The organism is Haemophilus sp. 27098_8_127, from assembly GCF_041433495.1.
Classification (GTDB): Bacteria; Pseudomonadota; Gammaproteobacteria; order Enterobacterales; family Pasteurellaceae; genus Haemophilus_D.
This window is the reverse complement of the sequence record NZ_JAPWBP010000001.1, coordinates 415134-433159: the sequence shown is the minus strand read 5'-3', so window position 1 is coordinate 433159 and position 18026 is coordinate 415134. Positions and strand designations below refer to the sequence as shown.

The 18026-nt window shown below is 38.0% G+C and carries 13 protein-coding genes; 7 read left to right on the top strand and 6 right to left on the bottom strand.

Annotated features, from left to right (window positions below):
- Window positions 1–6: 6 nt before the first annotated feature.
- On the bottom strand, window positions 7–501 hold the full coding sequence (purE, locus tag O3746_RS02000; protein WP_049365474.1) for a 5-(carboxyamino)imidazole ribonucleotide mutase: 495 nt from the start codon (window positions 499–501) through the stop codon (window positions 7–9).
- Window positions 502–662: 161 nt separating this feature from the next.
- Here purE and pepN point away from each other — a divergent pair, with 161 nt between their 5' ends.
- The 4 genes from pepN (at window position 663) to O3746_RS01980 (ending at window position 7017) form a co-directional block, all read left to right on the top strand.
- Window positions 663–3272 (top strand): aminopeptidase N, encoded by a 2610-nt coding sequence (pepN, locus tag O3746_RS01995; RefSeq protein ID WP_371447679.1) that lies wholly within the window; start codon window positions 663–665, stop codon window positions 3270–3272.
- A 150-nt stretch (window positions 3273–3422) separates the two neighbouring features.
- Window positions 3423–5033, top strand: coding sequence for an ABC transporter substrate-binding protein (locus tag O3746_RS01990; RefSeq protein WP_371447678.1), 1611 nt, complete (start codon window positions 3423–3425; stop codon window positions 5031–5033).
- Window positions 5034–5169: 136 nt separating this feature from the next.
- On the top strand, window positions 5170–6189 hold the full coding sequence (gene pyrD, locus O3746_RS01985) for a quinone-dependent dihydroorotate dehydrogenase (protein ID WP_371447677.1): 1020 nt from the start codon (window positions 5170–5172) through the stop codon (window positions 6187–6189).
- Window positions 6190–7017, top strand: a complete 828-nt coding sequence (locus O3746_RS01980) for a PHP domain-containing protein (protein WP_371447676.1) — start codon at window positions 6190–6192, stop codon at window positions 7015–7017.
- 27 nt (window positions 7018–7044) lie between these two features.
- Here the strand turns inward: O3746_RS01980 and O3746_RS01975 are convergent, their stop codons facing one another.
- Window positions 7045–7944, bottom strand: coding sequence for a LysR family transcriptional regulator (locus O3746_RS01975; protein WP_371447675.1), 900 nt, complete (start codon window positions 7942–7944; stop codon window positions 7045–7047).
- A 97-nt stretch (window positions 7945–8041) separates the two neighbouring features.
- Here O3746_RS01975 and topA point away from each other — a divergent pair, with 97 nt between their 5' ends.
- Window positions 8042–10648 carry a type I DNA topoisomerase gene (topA, locus tag O3746_RS01970; RefSeq protein WP_371447674.1) on the top strand — a complete coding sequence of 869 codons (2607 nt, stop codon included), beginning with the start codon at window positions 8042–8044 and terminating at the stop codon, window positions 10646–10648.
- Between the two features lies 1 nt (window position 10649).
- On the top strand, window positions 10650–11210 hold the full coding sequence (locus O3746_RS01965; protein ID WP_371447673.1) for a TIGR00730 family Rossman fold protein: 561 nt from the start codon (window positions 10650–10652) through the stop codon (window positions 11208–11210).
- A gap of 36 nt (window positions 11211–11246) precedes the next feature.
- Here the strand turns inward: O3746_RS01965 and O3746_RS01960 are convergent, their stop codons facing one another.
- The 4 genes from O3746_RS01960 to O3746_RS01945 form a co-directional block, all read right to left on the bottom strand.
- A complete protein-coding gene (locus tag O3746_RS01960) occupies window positions 11247–12080 on the bottom strand; it encodes a DUF4198 domain-containing protein (protein ID WP_054419576.1) in 834 nt (277 codons plus the stop codon).
- Between the two features lie 198 nt (window positions 12081–12278).
- Window positions 12279–13202, bottom strand: coding sequence for a universal stress protein UspE (uspE, locus tag O3746_RS01955; protein ID WP_302131173.1), 924 nt, complete (start codon window positions 13200–13202; stop codon window positions 12279–12281).
- 137 nt (window positions 13203–13339) lie between these two features.
- Window positions 13340–14113 carry an FNR family transcription factor gene (locus O3746_RS01950; RefSeq protein WP_014065394.1) on the bottom strand — a complete coding sequence of 258 codons (774 nt, stop codon included), beginning with the start codon at window positions 14111–14113 and terminating at the stop codon, window positions 13340–13342.
- A gap of 278 nt (window positions 14114–14391) precedes the next feature.
- On the bottom strand, window positions 14392–16227 hold the full coding sequence (locus O3746_RS01945; protein ID WP_302131176.1) for a YadA-like family protein: 1836 nt from the start codon (window positions 16225–16227) through the stop codon (window positions 14392–14394).
- A gap of 426 nt (window positions 16228–16653) precedes the next feature.
- On the opposite strand from O3746_RS01945, the gene mukF reads away from it, so the two are divergent.
- Window positions 16654–17988 (top strand): chromosome partition protein MukF, encoded by a 1335-nt coding sequence (mukF, locus tag O3746_RS01940; protein WP_371447672.1) that lies wholly within the window; start codon window positions 16654–16656, stop codon window positions 17986–17988.
- Window positions 17989–18026 lie beyond the last annotated feature (38 nt).

Below are 18026 nucleotides of genomic sequence, written 5' to 3'. Positions count from 1 at the left end.
GGTGTTTTATGTACGTGGATCAGGATTATCCAATACCATATTGGTTTGATTTTCGCGGAATACTTGTAGGCGAGCGAATAACGCATCATCCCAACCGGCAAGAATTTGTGCGGCGAGTAATCCCGCATTCGCTGCACCAGCAGGACCAATTGCTAATGTACCAACAGGAATGCCTTTCGGCATTTGCACGATAGAATAGAGACTATCAACACCGCTTAACATAGAACTTTTAACAGGGACACCCAATACCGGTACAAGCGTTTTAGCTGCAATCATACCGGGTAAATGAGCAGCGCCACCCGCACCCGCAATAATCACTTTGTAACCATTTTTTTGTGCATTTTCGGCAAATTCAAACAGTTTGTCGGGGGTTCGATGTGCGGAAACGACTTCAACATGATATGCCACATTGAGTTCATCTAAAATTTGAGTTGCTTCTTGCATGGTTGCCCAATCGCTTTTTGAGCCCATCACAATAGCAATTTGTGCGGTATTTGACATATTTTTAAAAATTTATCTAATAAAAAACGATGCGTAGAATAGCATATTTGTCTACTTTTAAGCAAACGTTTGCTATATGGTAAAAACTGAAAATTCCATTGCAAGTTTTGTCATAAAATCTTATCCTAATACGAGTTTTTTTCTTAGAAATAGAGCAGATTATGTTAGCTAAAGCGAAATATAGAAAAGATTACAAACAACCTGATTTTACAGTTACGGATATTTTCCTTGATTTTCAATTAGATCCTAAGCATACCGTTGTCACTGCAAAAACAACCTTCCAACGTTTAAATGATGAAGCAACCTATCTACGATTAGATGGTCATGGCTTCCAATTTGCCTCCATTAAATTCAATGGCGAAGACTTTAAACATTATCATCAAGACCATGAAAGTTTAACGTTAGATTTAACCAATCAAAGTGCGGTCAATTTTGAACTTGAAATTGTGACAAATTTAGAGCCTGCACAAAACACCTCTTTACAAGGGCTTTATCAATCTGGCGAGGGCATTTGTACACAATGTGAAGCAGAAGGTTTCCGTCAAATCACTTATATGCTTGATCGCCCAGATGTATTGGCTCGCTATACAACCAAAATTACCGCAGATAAGACTAAATATCCTTACTTACTTTCTAATGGTAACCGCATTGCAAGTGGAGAATTAGAGGATGGTCGTCATTGGGTTGAGTGGAATGACCCATTCCCGAAACCAAGCTATTTATTCGCTTTAGTGGCGGGTGATTTTGATTTATTACAAGATACCTTTACGACAAAAAGTGGTCGTGAAGTGGCCTTAGAGCTTTATGTTGACCGTGGCAATCTTGATCGTGCTTCTTGGGCAATGGAAAGCCTGAAAAAAGCGATGAAATGGGATGAAGAGCGTTTCAATTTAGAATACGACTTAGATATTTACATGATTGTTGCAGTGGACTTCTTCAATATGGGGGCCATGGAAAATAAAGGGTTGAATATTTTTAACTCTAAATTTGTGTTGGCAAATCCGCAAACAGCAACCGATGATGATTATCTCGCCATTGAAAGCGTGATTGCACATGAATATTTCCATAACTGGACAGGAAATCGTGTAACTTGCCGTGATTGGTTCCAATTAAGTTTGAAAGAAGGTTTAACAGTTTTCCGTGATCAAGAATTTTCATCTGATACAGGCTCTCGTGCCGTTAATCGCATTAATAACGTGAAATTCTTACGTACGGTGCAATTTGCCGAAGATGCAAGCCCAATGTCACACCCAATTCGCCCTGAAAAAGTCATTGAAATGAATAACTTCTATACCGTGACTGTATATGAAAAAGGGGCAGAAGTGATTCGTATGTTGCATACCTTATTAGGTGAACAAGGTTTCCAAAAAGGAATGCAACTTTATATTGCAGAAAATGACGGTAAAGCAGCAACTTGTGAAGATTTTGTTTCTGCAATGGAACGTGCAAATGATGTTGATTTAGCACAATTCCGTCGTTGGTATAGCCAATCAGGTACGCCAGAATTATTGATTAGTGATGCCTATGACGAACAAACTCATACTTATCGTTTAACTGTTTCGCAATCTACGCCACCAACAGCGGACCAAATGGAAAAAGTAAACTTACATATTCCATTGAAAATTGCGCTTTATGATGCCAAAGGCACTAAACAAATGTTACAGCATAACGGTGAATTGTTAAGTGATGTATTAAATGTAACAGAAAAAGACCAAGTCTTTGAGTTCCATGGCATTTATGGTCGTCCAATTCCTGCATTATTATGTGACTTCTCTGCACCGGTGAAACTTGATTATGATTACACCACAGAGCAGTTATTAGGTTTGCTTAAATTCGCTGATAACCAATTTGCTCGTTGGGATGCAGCACAAATGCTGTTTACTCAAGAATTGCGTCGTAATGTAGCACATTTCCAACAAGGTGAAGCCTTTGAAATTTCACCTGATGTTTTAACCGCACTTGCGCATGTATTGGAAAATTACGAACAGGATATTGAATTAGCTACATTAATTCTAACCTTGCCAAAAGACATTGAGTTTGCAGAAAGCTTTAAAACGATTGATCCAGATGGCATTGCGGCCGCAAGAGAATTTATGTTGGTGCAAATTGCAGAATACTTGAAAGAAGATTTATTGCGTATTTACACCCATATTCGTCTTGAAGATTATCGAGTAACACAAGAAGATATTGCCTTACGAGCCATGCGTAATCTTTGTTTAAGTTATTTGGCTTACACCAATCTTGGTAATAATGTAGTCCAAAAACATTACAATAATGCCAATAATATGACAGATACGCTGGCGGCATTAAATATGGCGACCAAAGCGGCATTACCTTGTCGTGATACCTTGTTAGCGGATTTCGAACAAAAATGGCAACATGATGGCTTAGTCATGGATAAATGGTTTGCTTTACAAGCAACTCGTCCTGATGAAAACGTATTGGAAATTGTACAAGCATTAATGGATCACCCAAGCTTTAACTTCAACAATCCAAACCGTTTACGTTCATTAGTGGGTAGCTTTGCAAATCACAACTTAAAAGCTTTCCATCATATTAGTGGTTCTGGCTATCGTTTCTTAACAGATGTTTTAATTCGTTTAAATGAAACAAATCCACAAGTGGCCGCGCGTTTAATTGAGCCATTAATTCGTTTCTCACGTTTTGATGCACAACGTCAAACGTTAATGAAACGTGCCTTAGAACGATTAAGTGCTGTTGAAGATCTCTCAAAAGATTTATTTGAGAAGATTGAAAAAGCCTTGCAATAATCGCGATACAAATACTTTATAAATTCAATACGGGATGTCTAAGACATTCCGTATTTTTTTCAAATTTGTTAACTATATCAATCTTTTCTTTTATTGCCTTTGATAGAATGATTAATGGCATTTCGCCATATTAGTTAATAAGGATTTTATATGAAAACATACAAAACATCAGTGCTGGTCAGTATGATGCTTGGCATTTTTTCAACAACAGCATTTACAGCCACTGTGCCTGCTGGTACAACACTTTCTGAAACACAGATTTTCCGTCAAAATACACATAGTGATCCCGGGTCACTTGATCCTCAATTGGTGCAAGAAAATACAGCTGCACAAATTGCGATTGATTTATTTGAAGGATTAATTTGGTTAGATGAAAATGGACAAGTACAGCCAGCGCAGGCAGAGAAATGGACAGTCTCTGACGATGGTAAGATTTATACTTTTTCATTACGTGATGCAAAATGGTCAGATGGTACACCGGTAACAGCTCAAGATTTCGTGCTAGGTTGGCAACGAGCAGTTGATCCTAAGTTTGGTAGTCCAAATGCCAGTTATTTGTCTAAAGCACATATTTTAAATGCAGAAGATGTGATGCAAGGTAAACAGCCTATAAGTGCGTTGGGTATTAAGGCGATTAATGATAAACAACTTGAAATCAAACTAACCCAAGCCACACCTTACTTCTTACAGCTACTCGCATATCCTACAACATTTCCTGTTCCCCATCATAAATTAGCGCAATTTGGCGATAAATGGACTACCCCTCAAAATATCGTGAGTAATGGTGCTTATAAATTAAAACAATGGACAATTAACGAGAAAATTATAGCAGAACGTAACCCATTCTATTGGAATGATAAAAAGACGCTCATTAATACTTCAGAATATTTATTTCAAGAAAGTTTGGCTTCAGCCTATCAACGTTACCAAGCTAAAGAATTGGATTTAACCTGGATACCAGTGGAGCAAATACCACTCATTCAGAAAAATACGCCAAGCGCGTTACTTGTGGTCCCGAGACTAACGACTGAATTCTACACGTTCAATGTGGTGAAACCACCATTTGATAACGAAAAGGTTCGCAAAGCATTATATCTTACGTTAGACCGACCATTAATAGCTGAACATATTATTGGGTTACGTAAACCTGCAGCGACATTGACACCTCCAGACGTTGATGGTTTTACTGCACCGAACATTGCTGAATTAAATCAACCGTTAACAGATAGAGTTAAACAAGCTAAAAAATTATTAAATGATGCAGGATATAATGAAAAACATCCGCTCCAGTTTGAGATTTTTTATAACAAATATACGACACATGAAAAAGTGGCGTTAGCATTAGCTTCAGAATGGAAAAAACAATTAGGTGCAGATGTGAAATTACGTACGATGGAATGGAAAACCTATTTAGGCGAACGCAATATGGGAAATTTCCAATTGTCACGTATGTCAATTGATGCGGAATATAATGAGCCAACAGCATTTCTTAATTCATTAGTTTCAACATCTCCCGAAAATGTGGGGCTGTGGAAGAATGAGAAATTTGATCAAATCATGAAAGAAGCACAAAGTACTTTAAATGATAAGACGCGTGCTGAATTATATCGTCAAGCAGAGCTGATTATTGAGGAAGAGACGCCTCTAATCCCGATATTCTATTCACCGCTGATCAAAGTAATTAATCCAGCTGTAGGTGGATTCCCAATGCATAATCCACAGGATTATGTTTATACTAAGGAGCTTTATATTCGTAAGTAGTGTTATCTAAGCACCTTTCGTTGCATATACGTTGCTTTCATTTTAAAATGCTATGCAACGAAATTTTCAGCTAAAGTGCGGTTAATTTTAACCGCACTTTCCATTTACAGTGAACTATCCTGAGAGATAAACGAGTATGTATTCTTTAATCCGTAAAGCCATTTTTTCCCTTGATCCTGAAACCGCCCATGATTTAGTGATTAAATCACTGCATTTAGCGGGTAAATCACCTTGTCAATTTTTATTGAAGCAGCTTTTGGCTTGTCCACAAGGTACACCTAAGCAGTTGATGGGCATTACGTTTAAAAATCCTATTGGATTAGCAGCGGGCGCAGATAAAAATGCCGAAGCGATTGATGGCTTTGGTTCAATGGGATTTGGTTTTATTGAAGTCGGTACGGTTACGCCTTTAGCGCAAGAGGGAAATGCAAAACCTCGTCAATTCCGTTTAGTGGAATCGGAAGGGATTATTAACCGTAATGGATTCAATAATTATGGCATTGATTACGTGGTCGAGAATGTTAAAAAAGCAAAATTTGATGGTGTAATTGGGATTAATATTGGCAAAAATAAAGTCACGCCACTTGAAAAGGGGAAAGATGATTACTTATTTTGCTTAAATAAAGCCTATAACTATGCGGATTATATTACGGTAAATATTTCATCACCGAACACTCCAGATTTGCGTCAATTGCAGTATGGTGATTATTTTGATGATTTACTGCAAAGTGTAAAACAGCGCCAAAAAGTATTAGCTGAGCAATATAATAAATATGTGCCGATTGCAGTAAAAATTGCACCTGATTTATCTGAGGCTGAGCTCGTTCAAATTGCTGATACGTTACTTCGTCATCAAATGGATGGGGTAATTGCCACTAATACAACGATTTCACGCGACAACGTCACAGGTTTGAAAAATGCTGAGCAACAAGGTGGCTTAAGTGGAAAACCGTTACAGCAGAAAAGTACAGAAATTATTCGAAGATTGCATAAAGAGCTGAAAGGGCAAATTCCGATTATTGGTAGTGGTGGAATTGATGGTGTACAAAATGCACAAGAGAAGATTGAAGCAGGTGCAGAGTTGTTACAAGTTTATTCTGGTTTGATTTATCACGGCCCAAGCTTAGTTAAAGAATTAGTGAAAGCGATTAAATAAATGACAAAAAAATATGATTTACATTGCCATAGTACGGCTTCAGATGGTGTTTTAACGCCTATAGAGCTTGTGCAACGAGCTCATGAGCTAGGTATCAATGTGCTTGCTTTATGTGATCACGACACGGTAATGGGCATTGATGAAGCTAAAATTGAAGCAGATAAATTAGGTATTGAGCTAATTAATGGCGTGGAAATTTCAACGAATTGGGAAGGTCGTGGCATCCATATTGTTGGATTAAATTTTGATAAAACGCATCCTAAAATGACCGCACTTTTAGCTGAACAAAAATCACTGAGAGAAAAAAGAGCGGTCGAAATTGGCCATAAATTAGAAAAAGCAGGTGTTCCAAATGCCTATGAAGGCGCAAAAGCGTTAGCAAACGGGGAGGTAACTCGTGCGCATTATGCGCGTTATTTGGTACAAATCGGAAAGGTTTCAAATGATGGGCAAGCCTTTAAGCGTTATCTAGGTGGTGGAAAATCGTGTTTTGTCAAAGCTGAATGGGTAGATATTCCAACAGCGATTGATACGATTCATTCAGCAGGTGGCGTTGCCATTATTGCTCATCCTATGCGTTATAACATGACAGGAAAATGGATTCGTCGATTAATTGTTGATTTTAAACAATGGGGCGGTGATGGTATGGAAGTCGCAGATAGTGGACAGACCAAAGATCAACGTCAATATCTTGCGCGTTTAGCCAATGAATATGACTTAGCCGCCTCTTTAGGCTCGGATTTTCATTTTCCTTGCGGATGGATTGAATTAGGAAAGAATTTGTTTTTACCTGAAGAGGTAAAACCGATTTGGACATTATTTGAATAATAAAGGGCGGTCAATCCGCCCTTGTTTTTATATTTGACTGTTCTCACACAAACCGAGACTCGCTAGAAATTCAATAAATGCGCGAACTTTAGCCGGTAAATGACGACGATTTGGGTAAACCACATAAATATCTAAAGGTTTTTGTTTATATTCAGACAAAATTTCAACTAATTCACCGGAAGCAAGCGCTTCTTTTACAAAGAAACCAGGTGAATTGTTGATGCCCAAGCCTGCTTTTGTCATTTCTAACAATGCCATACCATTATTAGAAACCACTTTAGATTGAATTTTATAACGTTGAATTTGATTGGCTTTTGTTGATTGCCAATGCACCTGATTTAACGATGATTTATAAAGTAAACCTTGGTGATATTCTAAATCATCAGGTGTAAGTGGTGTGCTTCGCGACTCTAAATAACTTGGCGAAGCAACAAAATGCATAGGGGAGCTGCTAATTTTACGCGCAACAAGTGAGCTGTCTTGCATATAGCCGATACGTAATGCTAAGTCATAGCCTTCCGCAACGAGATCAACACGCTTGTCTTCAAATTCAATTTCTACGTGTAAATTAGGATGAAGCTCAATAAATTTAGGTAAATTAGGTGAAATATAAAGTAAGCCAAAATCACGTGGCACAGAGATTAATAAATTACCTTGTAAGCTCGTTGCCATATTACTGATGCTAGAGTCAGCCTCGCTTAAATCTAATAGAATGGCTTGGCAACGTTGGTAATAAAGCATACCGGCTTCAGTTGGCACAATTTTTCGTGTTGTACGTTGTAATAATCGCGTTTTTAAATGTTCTTCTAATTGTGAAACTAATTTACTCGCCATTGCCACAGAAATATTCTGTTGGTTTGCGGCTTGTGTAAAACTTTGCGTTTCGATCACTTTGCAGAAAACCGAAATTGCATTGAGTTTATCCATTTATAAATCCTTTTTGAAAAAAAGCTTGATTTTATCGGCGTAAGTTTGCAGTATATCGCCAATTTTACAGAATTCTAGTTATATTTTAGGTAAGCAAATGAGCAAATCTTTAGTGATTGTGGAGTCGCCAGCCAAAGCGAAAACCATCAATAAATATTTAGGTAGCCAGTATGTGGTGAAATCCAGCGTAGGGCATATTTGTGATTTGCCAACTGCGGGGAGTAGCACAGGCGAGAAGGCTAAACCCGTTTCCACTAAAGGATTAAGTGCGGAAGAAAAAAACAAAATTAAAGCAGAAAAAGACCGTGCTGCCTTAGTGAAACGTATGGGAATTGACCCTTATCATGATTGGAAAGCCAATTACCAAATTCTACCAGGCAAAGAAAAAGTGGTAGCCGAATTAAAATCCCTTGCTAAAAAATCCGATCATATTTATCTCGCAACCGACTTGGATAGAGAAGGAGAGGCTATCGCGTGGCATTTACGTGAAGTCATTGGTGGAGATGATAGCCGTTTTAGTCGTGTCGTATTTAATGAGATTACGAAGAAAGCAATCGAAAAAGCATTCCAGCATCCTGCTCACATTAATATGGACCAGGTTAATGCTCAGCAAACCCGTCGTTTCTTAGACCGCGTAGTAGGCTTTATGGTGTCGCCATTATTATGGAAGAAAGTAGCACGTGGTTTATCTGCAGGACGAGTACAATCTGTTGCCGTGAAATTGGTGGTAGAGCGTGAACGAGAAATCAAAGCATTCCAACCGGAAGAGTTTTGGGAAATTGAAGCGCTAACCCAAACGAGCAAGAAAGAAGACTTACGTTTGGATGTGGTGCAATATAAAGGCAAGAAGTTTGAGCCGAAAAATGAAAAAGAAGCACAAAGTGCGGTCGATTTCTTAAATAAGTCACATTACGTTGTCACAGATTTAGAAACAAAACCAACAGGTTCTAAACCAAGAGCCCCATTTATTACTTCAACCTTACAACAAACAGCAAGTACTCGTTTAGGTTTTGGAGTGAAGAAAACTATGATGTTGGCTCAACGTTTATACGAAGCTGGTTACATCACTTATATGCGTACTGACTCTACCAACTTGAGCCAAGATGCATTAAATATGGCACGCTCTTATATCGAAAGCCATTTCGGCAAAGATTATTTGCCAGCTAAACCGAATTTCTATTCGAGCAAAGAAAATGCACAAGAAGCACACGAAGCGATTCGTCCTTCTGATGTGAAAATGCTCGCGGATCATTTAAGTGGCATGGATAAAGATGCGGTGCGTTTATATGATTTAATCTGGCGTCAATTTGTGGCTTGTCAAATGCCGGCTGCACAATATGACAGCACAACCGTCACTGTAATGGCTGGCGATTATGAGTTGAAAGCCAAAGGCCGTATTTTACGCTTTGATGGTTGGACAAAAGTCTTGCCACAATTAGGTAAAAATCCAGAAGACCAAATTTTACCGGCTGTGAGTTTAAACGAAACATTAGCACTAAAAACGGTTTCGCCAAGCCAACACTTTACCAAACCGCCCGCTCGTTTTACTGAAGCAGCATTAGTTAAAGAATTGGAGAAACGTGGTATTGGTCGTCCTTCGACTTATGCGGCAATTATTTCAACTATTCAAGAACGTGGTTATGTGCGCATTGAAAATCGCCGTTTCTATGCCGAGAAAATGGGCGAAATTGTTACCGATCGCTTAAATCAATCTTTTACTGATTTGATGAGCTACGATTTCACTGCCAATATGGAAAACGTACTAGACCAAATTGCATCTGGTGAGAAAAATTGGAAGGCTGAGTTAAATCAATTCTTCAAAGATTTTTCTACCCAACTTTCTACGGCTGAATTAGATGAGTTAGAAGGTGGAATGAAGCCGAATAGCCTTGTGCTCACCGATATTGATTGCCCAACTTGTGGCCGCAAAATGGCGATTCGCACAGCAAGTACAGGTGTCTTCCTTGGTTGTTCTGGTTATGCATTACCACCAAAAGAGCGTTGTAAAACAACGATTAATCTCATTCCAGAAGCAGAATTACTCAATGTATTGGATGAGGCTTCTGAGACCAAAGCCTTAATGGATCGTAAACGTTGTCCGAAATGCGGTACCGCGATGGATAGCTACATCATTGACCCACATCGTAAATTACATATTTGTGGTAACAATCCGAATTGTGATGGTTATTTGGTTGAACAAGGCCAATTCAAAATTAAAGGCTATGATGGTCCGATTGTAGAATGTGATAAGTGCGGTGCGGATATGCACTTGAAACTCGGTCGTTTTGGTAAATATATGGGCTGTACCAACTGTGATAACACCCGTAAGATTTTGAAAAACGGCGAGGTTGCACCGCCAAAAGAAGAGCCGGTTCATTTTCCTGAATTGAAATGTGAAAAATCTGACGCGTATTTTGTATTGCGTGATGGTGCAAGTGGCGTGTTTATGTCAGCACATAACTTCCCTAAATCTCGTGAAACTCGACCAGCAAAAGTGGCGGAATTAGCGCTTTATCGTGATCGTTTACCGGAAAAATTACGTTATTTAGCAGATGCACCACAAAAAGACCCTGAGGGTAATGAAGCCATTATCCGCTTTAGCCGTAAAGAAAAACATCAATATGTGACATCTGAAAAGAATGGCAAAGCCACAAAATGGATTGTGGATTATATTGATGGAAAATGGGTAGAACGGAAAAAGTAGGATGAACATCACGGTTTATTGCGGTGCGAGTTTAGGTAATGATTCTACTTATCAGGCTGCCGCAAAAAAATTAGGAAAATGGATTGCTGATGGTCAACATACTTTAGTTTATGGTGGCGGAAAATTGGGATTAATGGGCGTAGTTGCAGATACTGTACTTGCTCATCAAGGTAAAGTAATTGGCATTATCCCTCAATTTTTACAAGACAGAGAAGTTTCACATCCTAATTTAACTAAGACCGTAATTGTTGAAAGCATGTCTGAGCGAAAAAATAAAATGATTGAGCTCGGTGATGCTTATATTGCTTTGCCTGGCGGACCTGGCACTTTAGAAGAGATTGCTGAGGTGATTTCTTGGGCACGAATTGGAAAAAATAATAATCCTTGTATTTTGTTTAATGAAAAGGGTTATTTTGATTCACTAAAGTCCTTTTTTAGCCATATGGTGAAAGAAGGTTTCTTTACTCAAGGTGATTTTGAGAAGATTCTATTCTCGAATGATCTTCAAAAAATTGAAACCTTTATTGAGAATTATCAACCTCCAGCATTAAGAACATATTAAAAAAGTGCGGTTAAATTTGACCGCACTTTTTTATGATTAATGATGATGTTCTGGTTTTGGTGGGAGTTTAGCTCTAGCTTTACCAACAGGGAGAATTAACGTCGCGTAATTCGCTGAATGTTGACAAACTTTTTGATCTTCAAATGGTTCTTTATGAATCACTTTAAGTTTCCAAACGCCTTCAATTAATGGAATAAAGTTAACTTTACCTTCTTTGTCTGTTTTACCAGAAAAGGCTTGCGGCTCACGGTGAGATGTCGCCGCTTCCATATCTTTCACAACAAATGTATCAGAGGTTGCGATAATCGTTTCGCCTGCAAGTGGTTGGTCTTTATAGAAAATCTGAACAGGGAAAGCTTCACCTGCTTTAATTGTTTTCGGGTCTTTAAGTGGCACGATTTCAAGTGGTAAGCCGAGTCGTGTCATTGCCATATCTGCATTTAATGGTTTTTTGCCCACTACAGTAAAGGCTTTACCAAACATTTGAGTTTGTTCGCAATAGAATGCATTTGGTGTGCCTTGTAAGTTATCCATTTTCCAACCTTCATTATTTTGTGACCAGAAAGTTGGTTTATAAGTAGCTGTTACCCAATATGAACCGTCTTTTAACGGTTTTTCTGATTGATATTGGTAGTTTTCACCTTTTTGTACTAATGTTTGCATTTCACCATCTTGATTGATGAGTTCCATCGGTGGAAAAATTGCGAGACGTTTTTCAGGAATTTTTTCAACGTAGGGGTAGTCACCATAAGCTAAATCAGCTTTTAAAACGCTATTAGAAGCCAGTTGTGCTGGTGTTGCAACCCAAACTTCATGTGCTTGCGCAAGCGCAGAGAAGCCAAGTAGTGCAGCAATTAATGTTTTTTTCATTGTCTTTCCTTTTTAATCAATAAATCAATTTATAGAAAGTCTTCGATAGGGCGGACGAGTATAACGAAAAAGAAATGATGAGACGAATGAAAAAAGTTGATTTTGTGAGGAACTTCACATTTTTTTAACAAAAAAGTGCGGTCAATAAAACGATTGTTTTTCTGACCGCACTTGTTTTAAATAAAAAGCTAAATAGGCTTATTTTTTAGATGGTTTAATGGCTAATAAATTGCAACTTAATTTACTAATTACATGTTCAGCCGTATTACCTAATAACGCTGCAGATAAACCTGTTCGTCCCACTGTACCTAAAATCACTAATTCAGCTTCAATTTCTTTCGCCACTTCAGGAATCACCTCTTCAGGGAAACCTTCGCGTACATGGGTATGATCTTCATCAATACCAAATTTTTGTCGTAAGGCTTTCATATTGATGAGGTGTTGGCCACGAATGCCATTTTCATAACCGGAAGTATTAAATTCAGGTAAATCAATCGCCATATTAATTGGCGCAACAGGGTAGGCTGCTACTAAATGTACGTTACCACGGTTTAAGTTTTCCGCTAAATTCATGCCTGTTGAAACTAATTCTTGATTGAATTCATCTTGATATTCTTGCTCACCAGATACATTAACAGCGACTAAAATACGGCGTTGGTGTTTCCAGTCGCCATCACGTACCATTAATACTGGGATTGGAGATTTACGTAATAATTGCCAATCTACTGGTGTGAAAATCAATGAAGTGAAACTTTCTTCATCTTTGGTGTATTTTACAACGAGGTCGTATTGATTTTTTTCAACTTCTTCACGAATTGCATCCGCTTCATTACTGCTCCATACAATATGAGATTCAAACTCAATTTCTGGATCGGCATATTTATCTAAATAAAATTGTACGGCTTGACGTTGTTGTTCAACGGCTGTTTTATGCATTTCGCTGCGTTCTTCAGAAGAAAGAAGGGCTGACATCTCATACGATAAGTCATAAACACTCAAAAGGGTGGTGATTTTTACCTTTGTTTCATTTTGCTGTTCTTTAACAAGACGAACGGCACGAGCAAGCGCATATTGTTTTTCGTTATCAGGATTGAGTACAACAAGAATATTATTAAATTTCATAAAACCTCCAAGATATGAGATATCAATAGGATAGAAAAGATTTTAAACGATGACAAGAACCGATTATCAAAAAAGTGATCTCGTGCAAGTTTTTTTGTTTCAAATGTTAAAAAAGCGTGAAGACTCACGCTTTTAATTTATTCTGCTAATTGGATTTTGGTTTTATGTACACCGGTTAAATCAATCAAGGCATTAATATCATTAATCGTAATATATTTACCTTGAACAGAGAGTACACCCAGTTTTTGGAAACGGCCAAGTAAACGACTGATGGTTTCAACAGTTAAACCAAGATAGTTACCGATATCGCTACGGGTCATGGTTAAGCGGAATTCTTTCGCAGAGAAACCACGAGCAGAATAACGTTTTGATAGATTGTGAATAAATGCCGCTAAACGTTCTTCAGCATTCATTTTAGACAGTAATAAAATCATTTCTTGATCACTTTTGATTTCACTACTCATTAAACGCATAATTTGCTGACGAAGCTTAGGCATTTTTCCAGATAAGTCATCTAAGATATCAAATGGAATTTCACACACCATGGCGGTTTCCAAAGCTTGTGCAAAACTTGGATGTTGCATATTAGTAATCGCATCAAAGCCCACTAAATCGCCAGGCAAGTGGAAAGAGGTAATTTGTTCTTCACCGGCTTCACTAATGGTATAAGTTTTGATGGTACCGGAGCGAATCGCATAAATGGAATTCAGTGTGTCACCGGCTTTAAAAAGGACTTGAGATTTTTGGATGGGTTTTTTACGCTCGATGATGTTATCAAGCTGATCGAGCTCATGTTCGTTCAATGTGAAAGGAATACAAAGTTGACTAATGCTGCAATCTTGGCAGTGAATCGCACAACCACCAGATTGAACTCTGCGCCCTGATTTGGTTTCTGAAACGAAATTCTTCATTAGTTCCTCAAATCGATAAATATAGTGTAAAATTGATCTAACGCAATTATTCTACCACTAAATAGTCAATTTAAGAAGTTATCTACGAGTAAATAGGTATGGCAGCAGAAAAATTAACCAAAAAACGTTTAATACAAATTATTATCATGTTGATTATTTTGGTCAGTGCATTTGTTTGGCGATATATATTGCAATAAGTGCGGTCAAATTTTTCATTATTTTAGCGTATAAAAAAGAGCCACGATTTTGTGGCTCTTTGTTTTAAAGTTTAAGCCAGATTACCATTCGTAACCGACACCCGCACCCACAGTAAATTGACCGCGAGTATCTGCAGCACCGTTCACGTTGGTTGACCAGTGACCATTATCAGAGTTACGAGATGCTTTAATTGCAATTGCACTTTCACCGCGGTGATGAGCTACGCCGGTTGATACCATGCTCTTGCCATCTTTACGTGCAGATGGAGCAGAAGCGATAGCTGCAACGCCTGCAATGCCTGCGCGAGATTTACGGTCAACATCATTAACTTTCTTATTTAAAGTATTAATTGCTTTAGCATTGTTAGCGATGTTTTGAGTGTTGGTAGCAATATTTTTAGTATTGTTAGCCACATCATTTTTCACTTTATTTAATTGTGAAACATTAACCGCATCGTTATCATTTTCACCATTTGCGACGTTGATAACTTTTTTGTTACCTGCATTAATTCCATTTTGATCAATTTTGATATTGGAATTATTAATGGTATAAGAATTTGCTTTGATGTCTTTTTTGGTACTAACAGTATAAGTTTTGACTTGGTTAGCATCATCGTAAACTTCTTTTACATCAATGTTATCGCCAGCTTTTACTTTTACGTCAGATGTACGTTGACGAATATTATCAATACGCGTTTTATTTTTGCCTACTTGGTCAGCAACCATATAAAGTTGAGAACCGTTGATTGCATCAGTAGAAGTAGCAGAAATCTCACCTGCACCTACGTTAATAATTTGGCGTGTATGTGGCGTAATGGTTACTGTACGACCTGGAGTTGAGTGATCTGGTGGCGTGTAAGTTTCAGTTTTGTCTGAACCAACAGAAACAACAGCTACAGGCGTGTTACCTGCAAAACCACTGTATGTAATACCGTTAACTGTTGCAGTATTTTCTTGTGTTGCTGAACGAGTAATAGTGCCAGAGCCTAAGGCAACAGAGTTATCATCTTTTGCATAAGAGTCTTTCGATAAGGCTACGCTTTTTTCGCCTTTAGCATTAGCTGAATCGCCTAGTGCAGTAGACCATTTACCTGTAGATGTTGCTGATGCACCAATAGCAACAGCAGAGCCACCTGTAACAGTTGAATCGTTACCAATCGCTACAGCTGAATCGCCAGAGGCTACAGAACCAGTACCTACAGCCAATGAGCTTGTACCACTAGCATTCGCTTGTGAACCATAAGCATTACTATTTTGACCACTTGCTTTTGCTGCTTGACCAATTGCAACAGTTTCGTTTGCTAATGCACTAGCAGCAGTACCAATTGCAGTTGCATTAGCTGAGCTTGCAGTTGCACCGAAGCCAATTACAGTTGCATTTGAAGTTGATGTGTCTGTAATTTTATTATCATTACCAGCAACAAAAACGTTTTTGCCAACGACTTCATTATTTAAACCAAATACGCTTGCTTTATTTGTGTTTTTATCCACAACAACATCTTTTTCTGGAGTGCCGATTGCACGCTGAGCACCTACTTTATTATGTGCACCATATCCAAGAGAATGATCGGCATAAACTTTGTTATTATCACCAACACTTTGGGTAAAATGACCATATGCATCATTCCCATCACCAATCGCATTTGCTTGTTCACCTTTTACCACATTTTGATTACCGATGGCAGAACTTGAACCCTGGCTTTCTTCAGCTTCAGCAGCAGAAATAGAATAGATTTGGTTTTGCTGACCAATAGCTGTATGTCCAGGACCTTTAACGTTAGTCGCTTCTATTGTTTTGTTTGCATTAACAGCGTCTTGTGTCGTGATATTCAGAATGTTTCCATCAGCAGCATTCGCTACAGCAACATTCACCCCAATAATTAATGCCGTGATAGCATTAAATTTAAAATTTTTCATAATGTCCTCGCTTGAGTTTCTTCTTTAATTACATAAATGTGATAAAAGAATTTCATTAGAGCAGTGTAAATATACATAAATACTATAATAGGACGCCTTGAAGAATGGATTAACTATATGATTTGTAATGTCTTATTAGAGATTGCAAATGTCATTTCTCTCTATTCAGTAAACGATTGCGTACCTAGGCAACGATTATAGATAGGTTTTTTTGTATAGAAAAGCAAATGAGTATGGTTATTTTGTAAAGAATTGTAAATTTTGTCTGAATATTGTTCGATTATTAGAAAATATATTTCCTTATTTAAGTTAAGGATATTTTAAATTTAAAAAGTGCGGTCAATTTGCAAGAAGATTTTCAAGATTGAGAAAAAATCCTGTATAATCTCAAAAATTTTTTGTTCAATTTTAAGCTTTTGTAACCGAATGATCGAAACTTCACAAACCATTCCTGAACTCGTCTCATGGGCGAAAGAGCGGGAATTTTCGTTAAATCTGCCAACAGAGCGTTTGGTGTTTTTATTGGCAATCGCCATCTATAACAACGAACGTTTGGACGGTGAAATGCTAGAAGCTGATTTAGTGGATATTTTCCGCCATACAGCCAATGCTTTTGACCAATCAACGGATGCGATTGCCACTCGTGCCAATAATGCTATCAATGAATTGGTGAAACAGCGTTTTCTTAATCGTTTCAGCAGTGAATTTACTGAAGGACTTTCCATTTATCGTCTCACCCCACTAGGTGTAGGCGTATCAGATTATTATATTCGTCAGCGTGAATTTTCTGCATTGCGTCTTTCTGTACAGCTCTCTATTGTGGCTGATGAAATTCAGCGTGCATCCGATGCAGCAGAAGAAGGTGCAACAAAAGGGGAGAGTGAGCACTTTTGGCGTCGGAATGTTTTTGCTCCGTTAAAATATTCTGTGGCAGAAATTTTCGATAGTATTGATTTATCACAACGTGTGATGGATGAAAATCAGCAAAGCATTAAAGAAGAAATTGCGAATTTACTTACCAAAGATTGGCAGGCAGCAATTTCCAGCTGTGAACGTTTATTAGATGAAACCTCAGGCAATTTACGTGAGTTACAAGATACTTTAAATGCCGCAGGTGATAAGTTACAGGCTCAATTATTACGTATTCAAGATTGTGTAATTGGTCATGATGAGCTGTATTTTATTGAACAATTAATTACTGATTTACAATCCAAGCTTGACCGCATTATTAGCTGGGGACAACAAGCCATCGATTTATGGATTGGTTATGACCGTCACGTGCATAAATTTATCCGTACCGCCATTGATATGGATAAAAACCGTGTATTCTCACAACGCTTGCGTAATTCTATCCACAGCTATTTCGATCATCCTTGGTTCTTGTGGACTGCTCAAGCGGAACGTTTGGTCGATCTGCGTGATGAAGAAATGGCATTACGTGAAGATGATGCATTGGGTGAGTTACCTGAAGAATTGCAATATGAGTCTTTGGCTGATTTACATGATCAAATCGTCGAACATATGCAAGGCTTATTAATTCAATACCGTGAAAACAATCGTCCAATCGATTTAAGTTTGGTCTTAAAAGAACAATTAGAGGCTTATCCACTTTCCCGTCATTTTGATGTGGCGCGTATTATTGTGGATCAAGCAGTGCGTTTAGGTATGGCAAATGATGATTTAGCCGGTCTTTATCCGCAATGGCAGGAAATTAACGATTACGGCGCAGAAGTGCAAGCGCATGTAATTGATAAATATTAATTTCGTGGCTTACCCAAAAATGAATTCATAAAATGAGA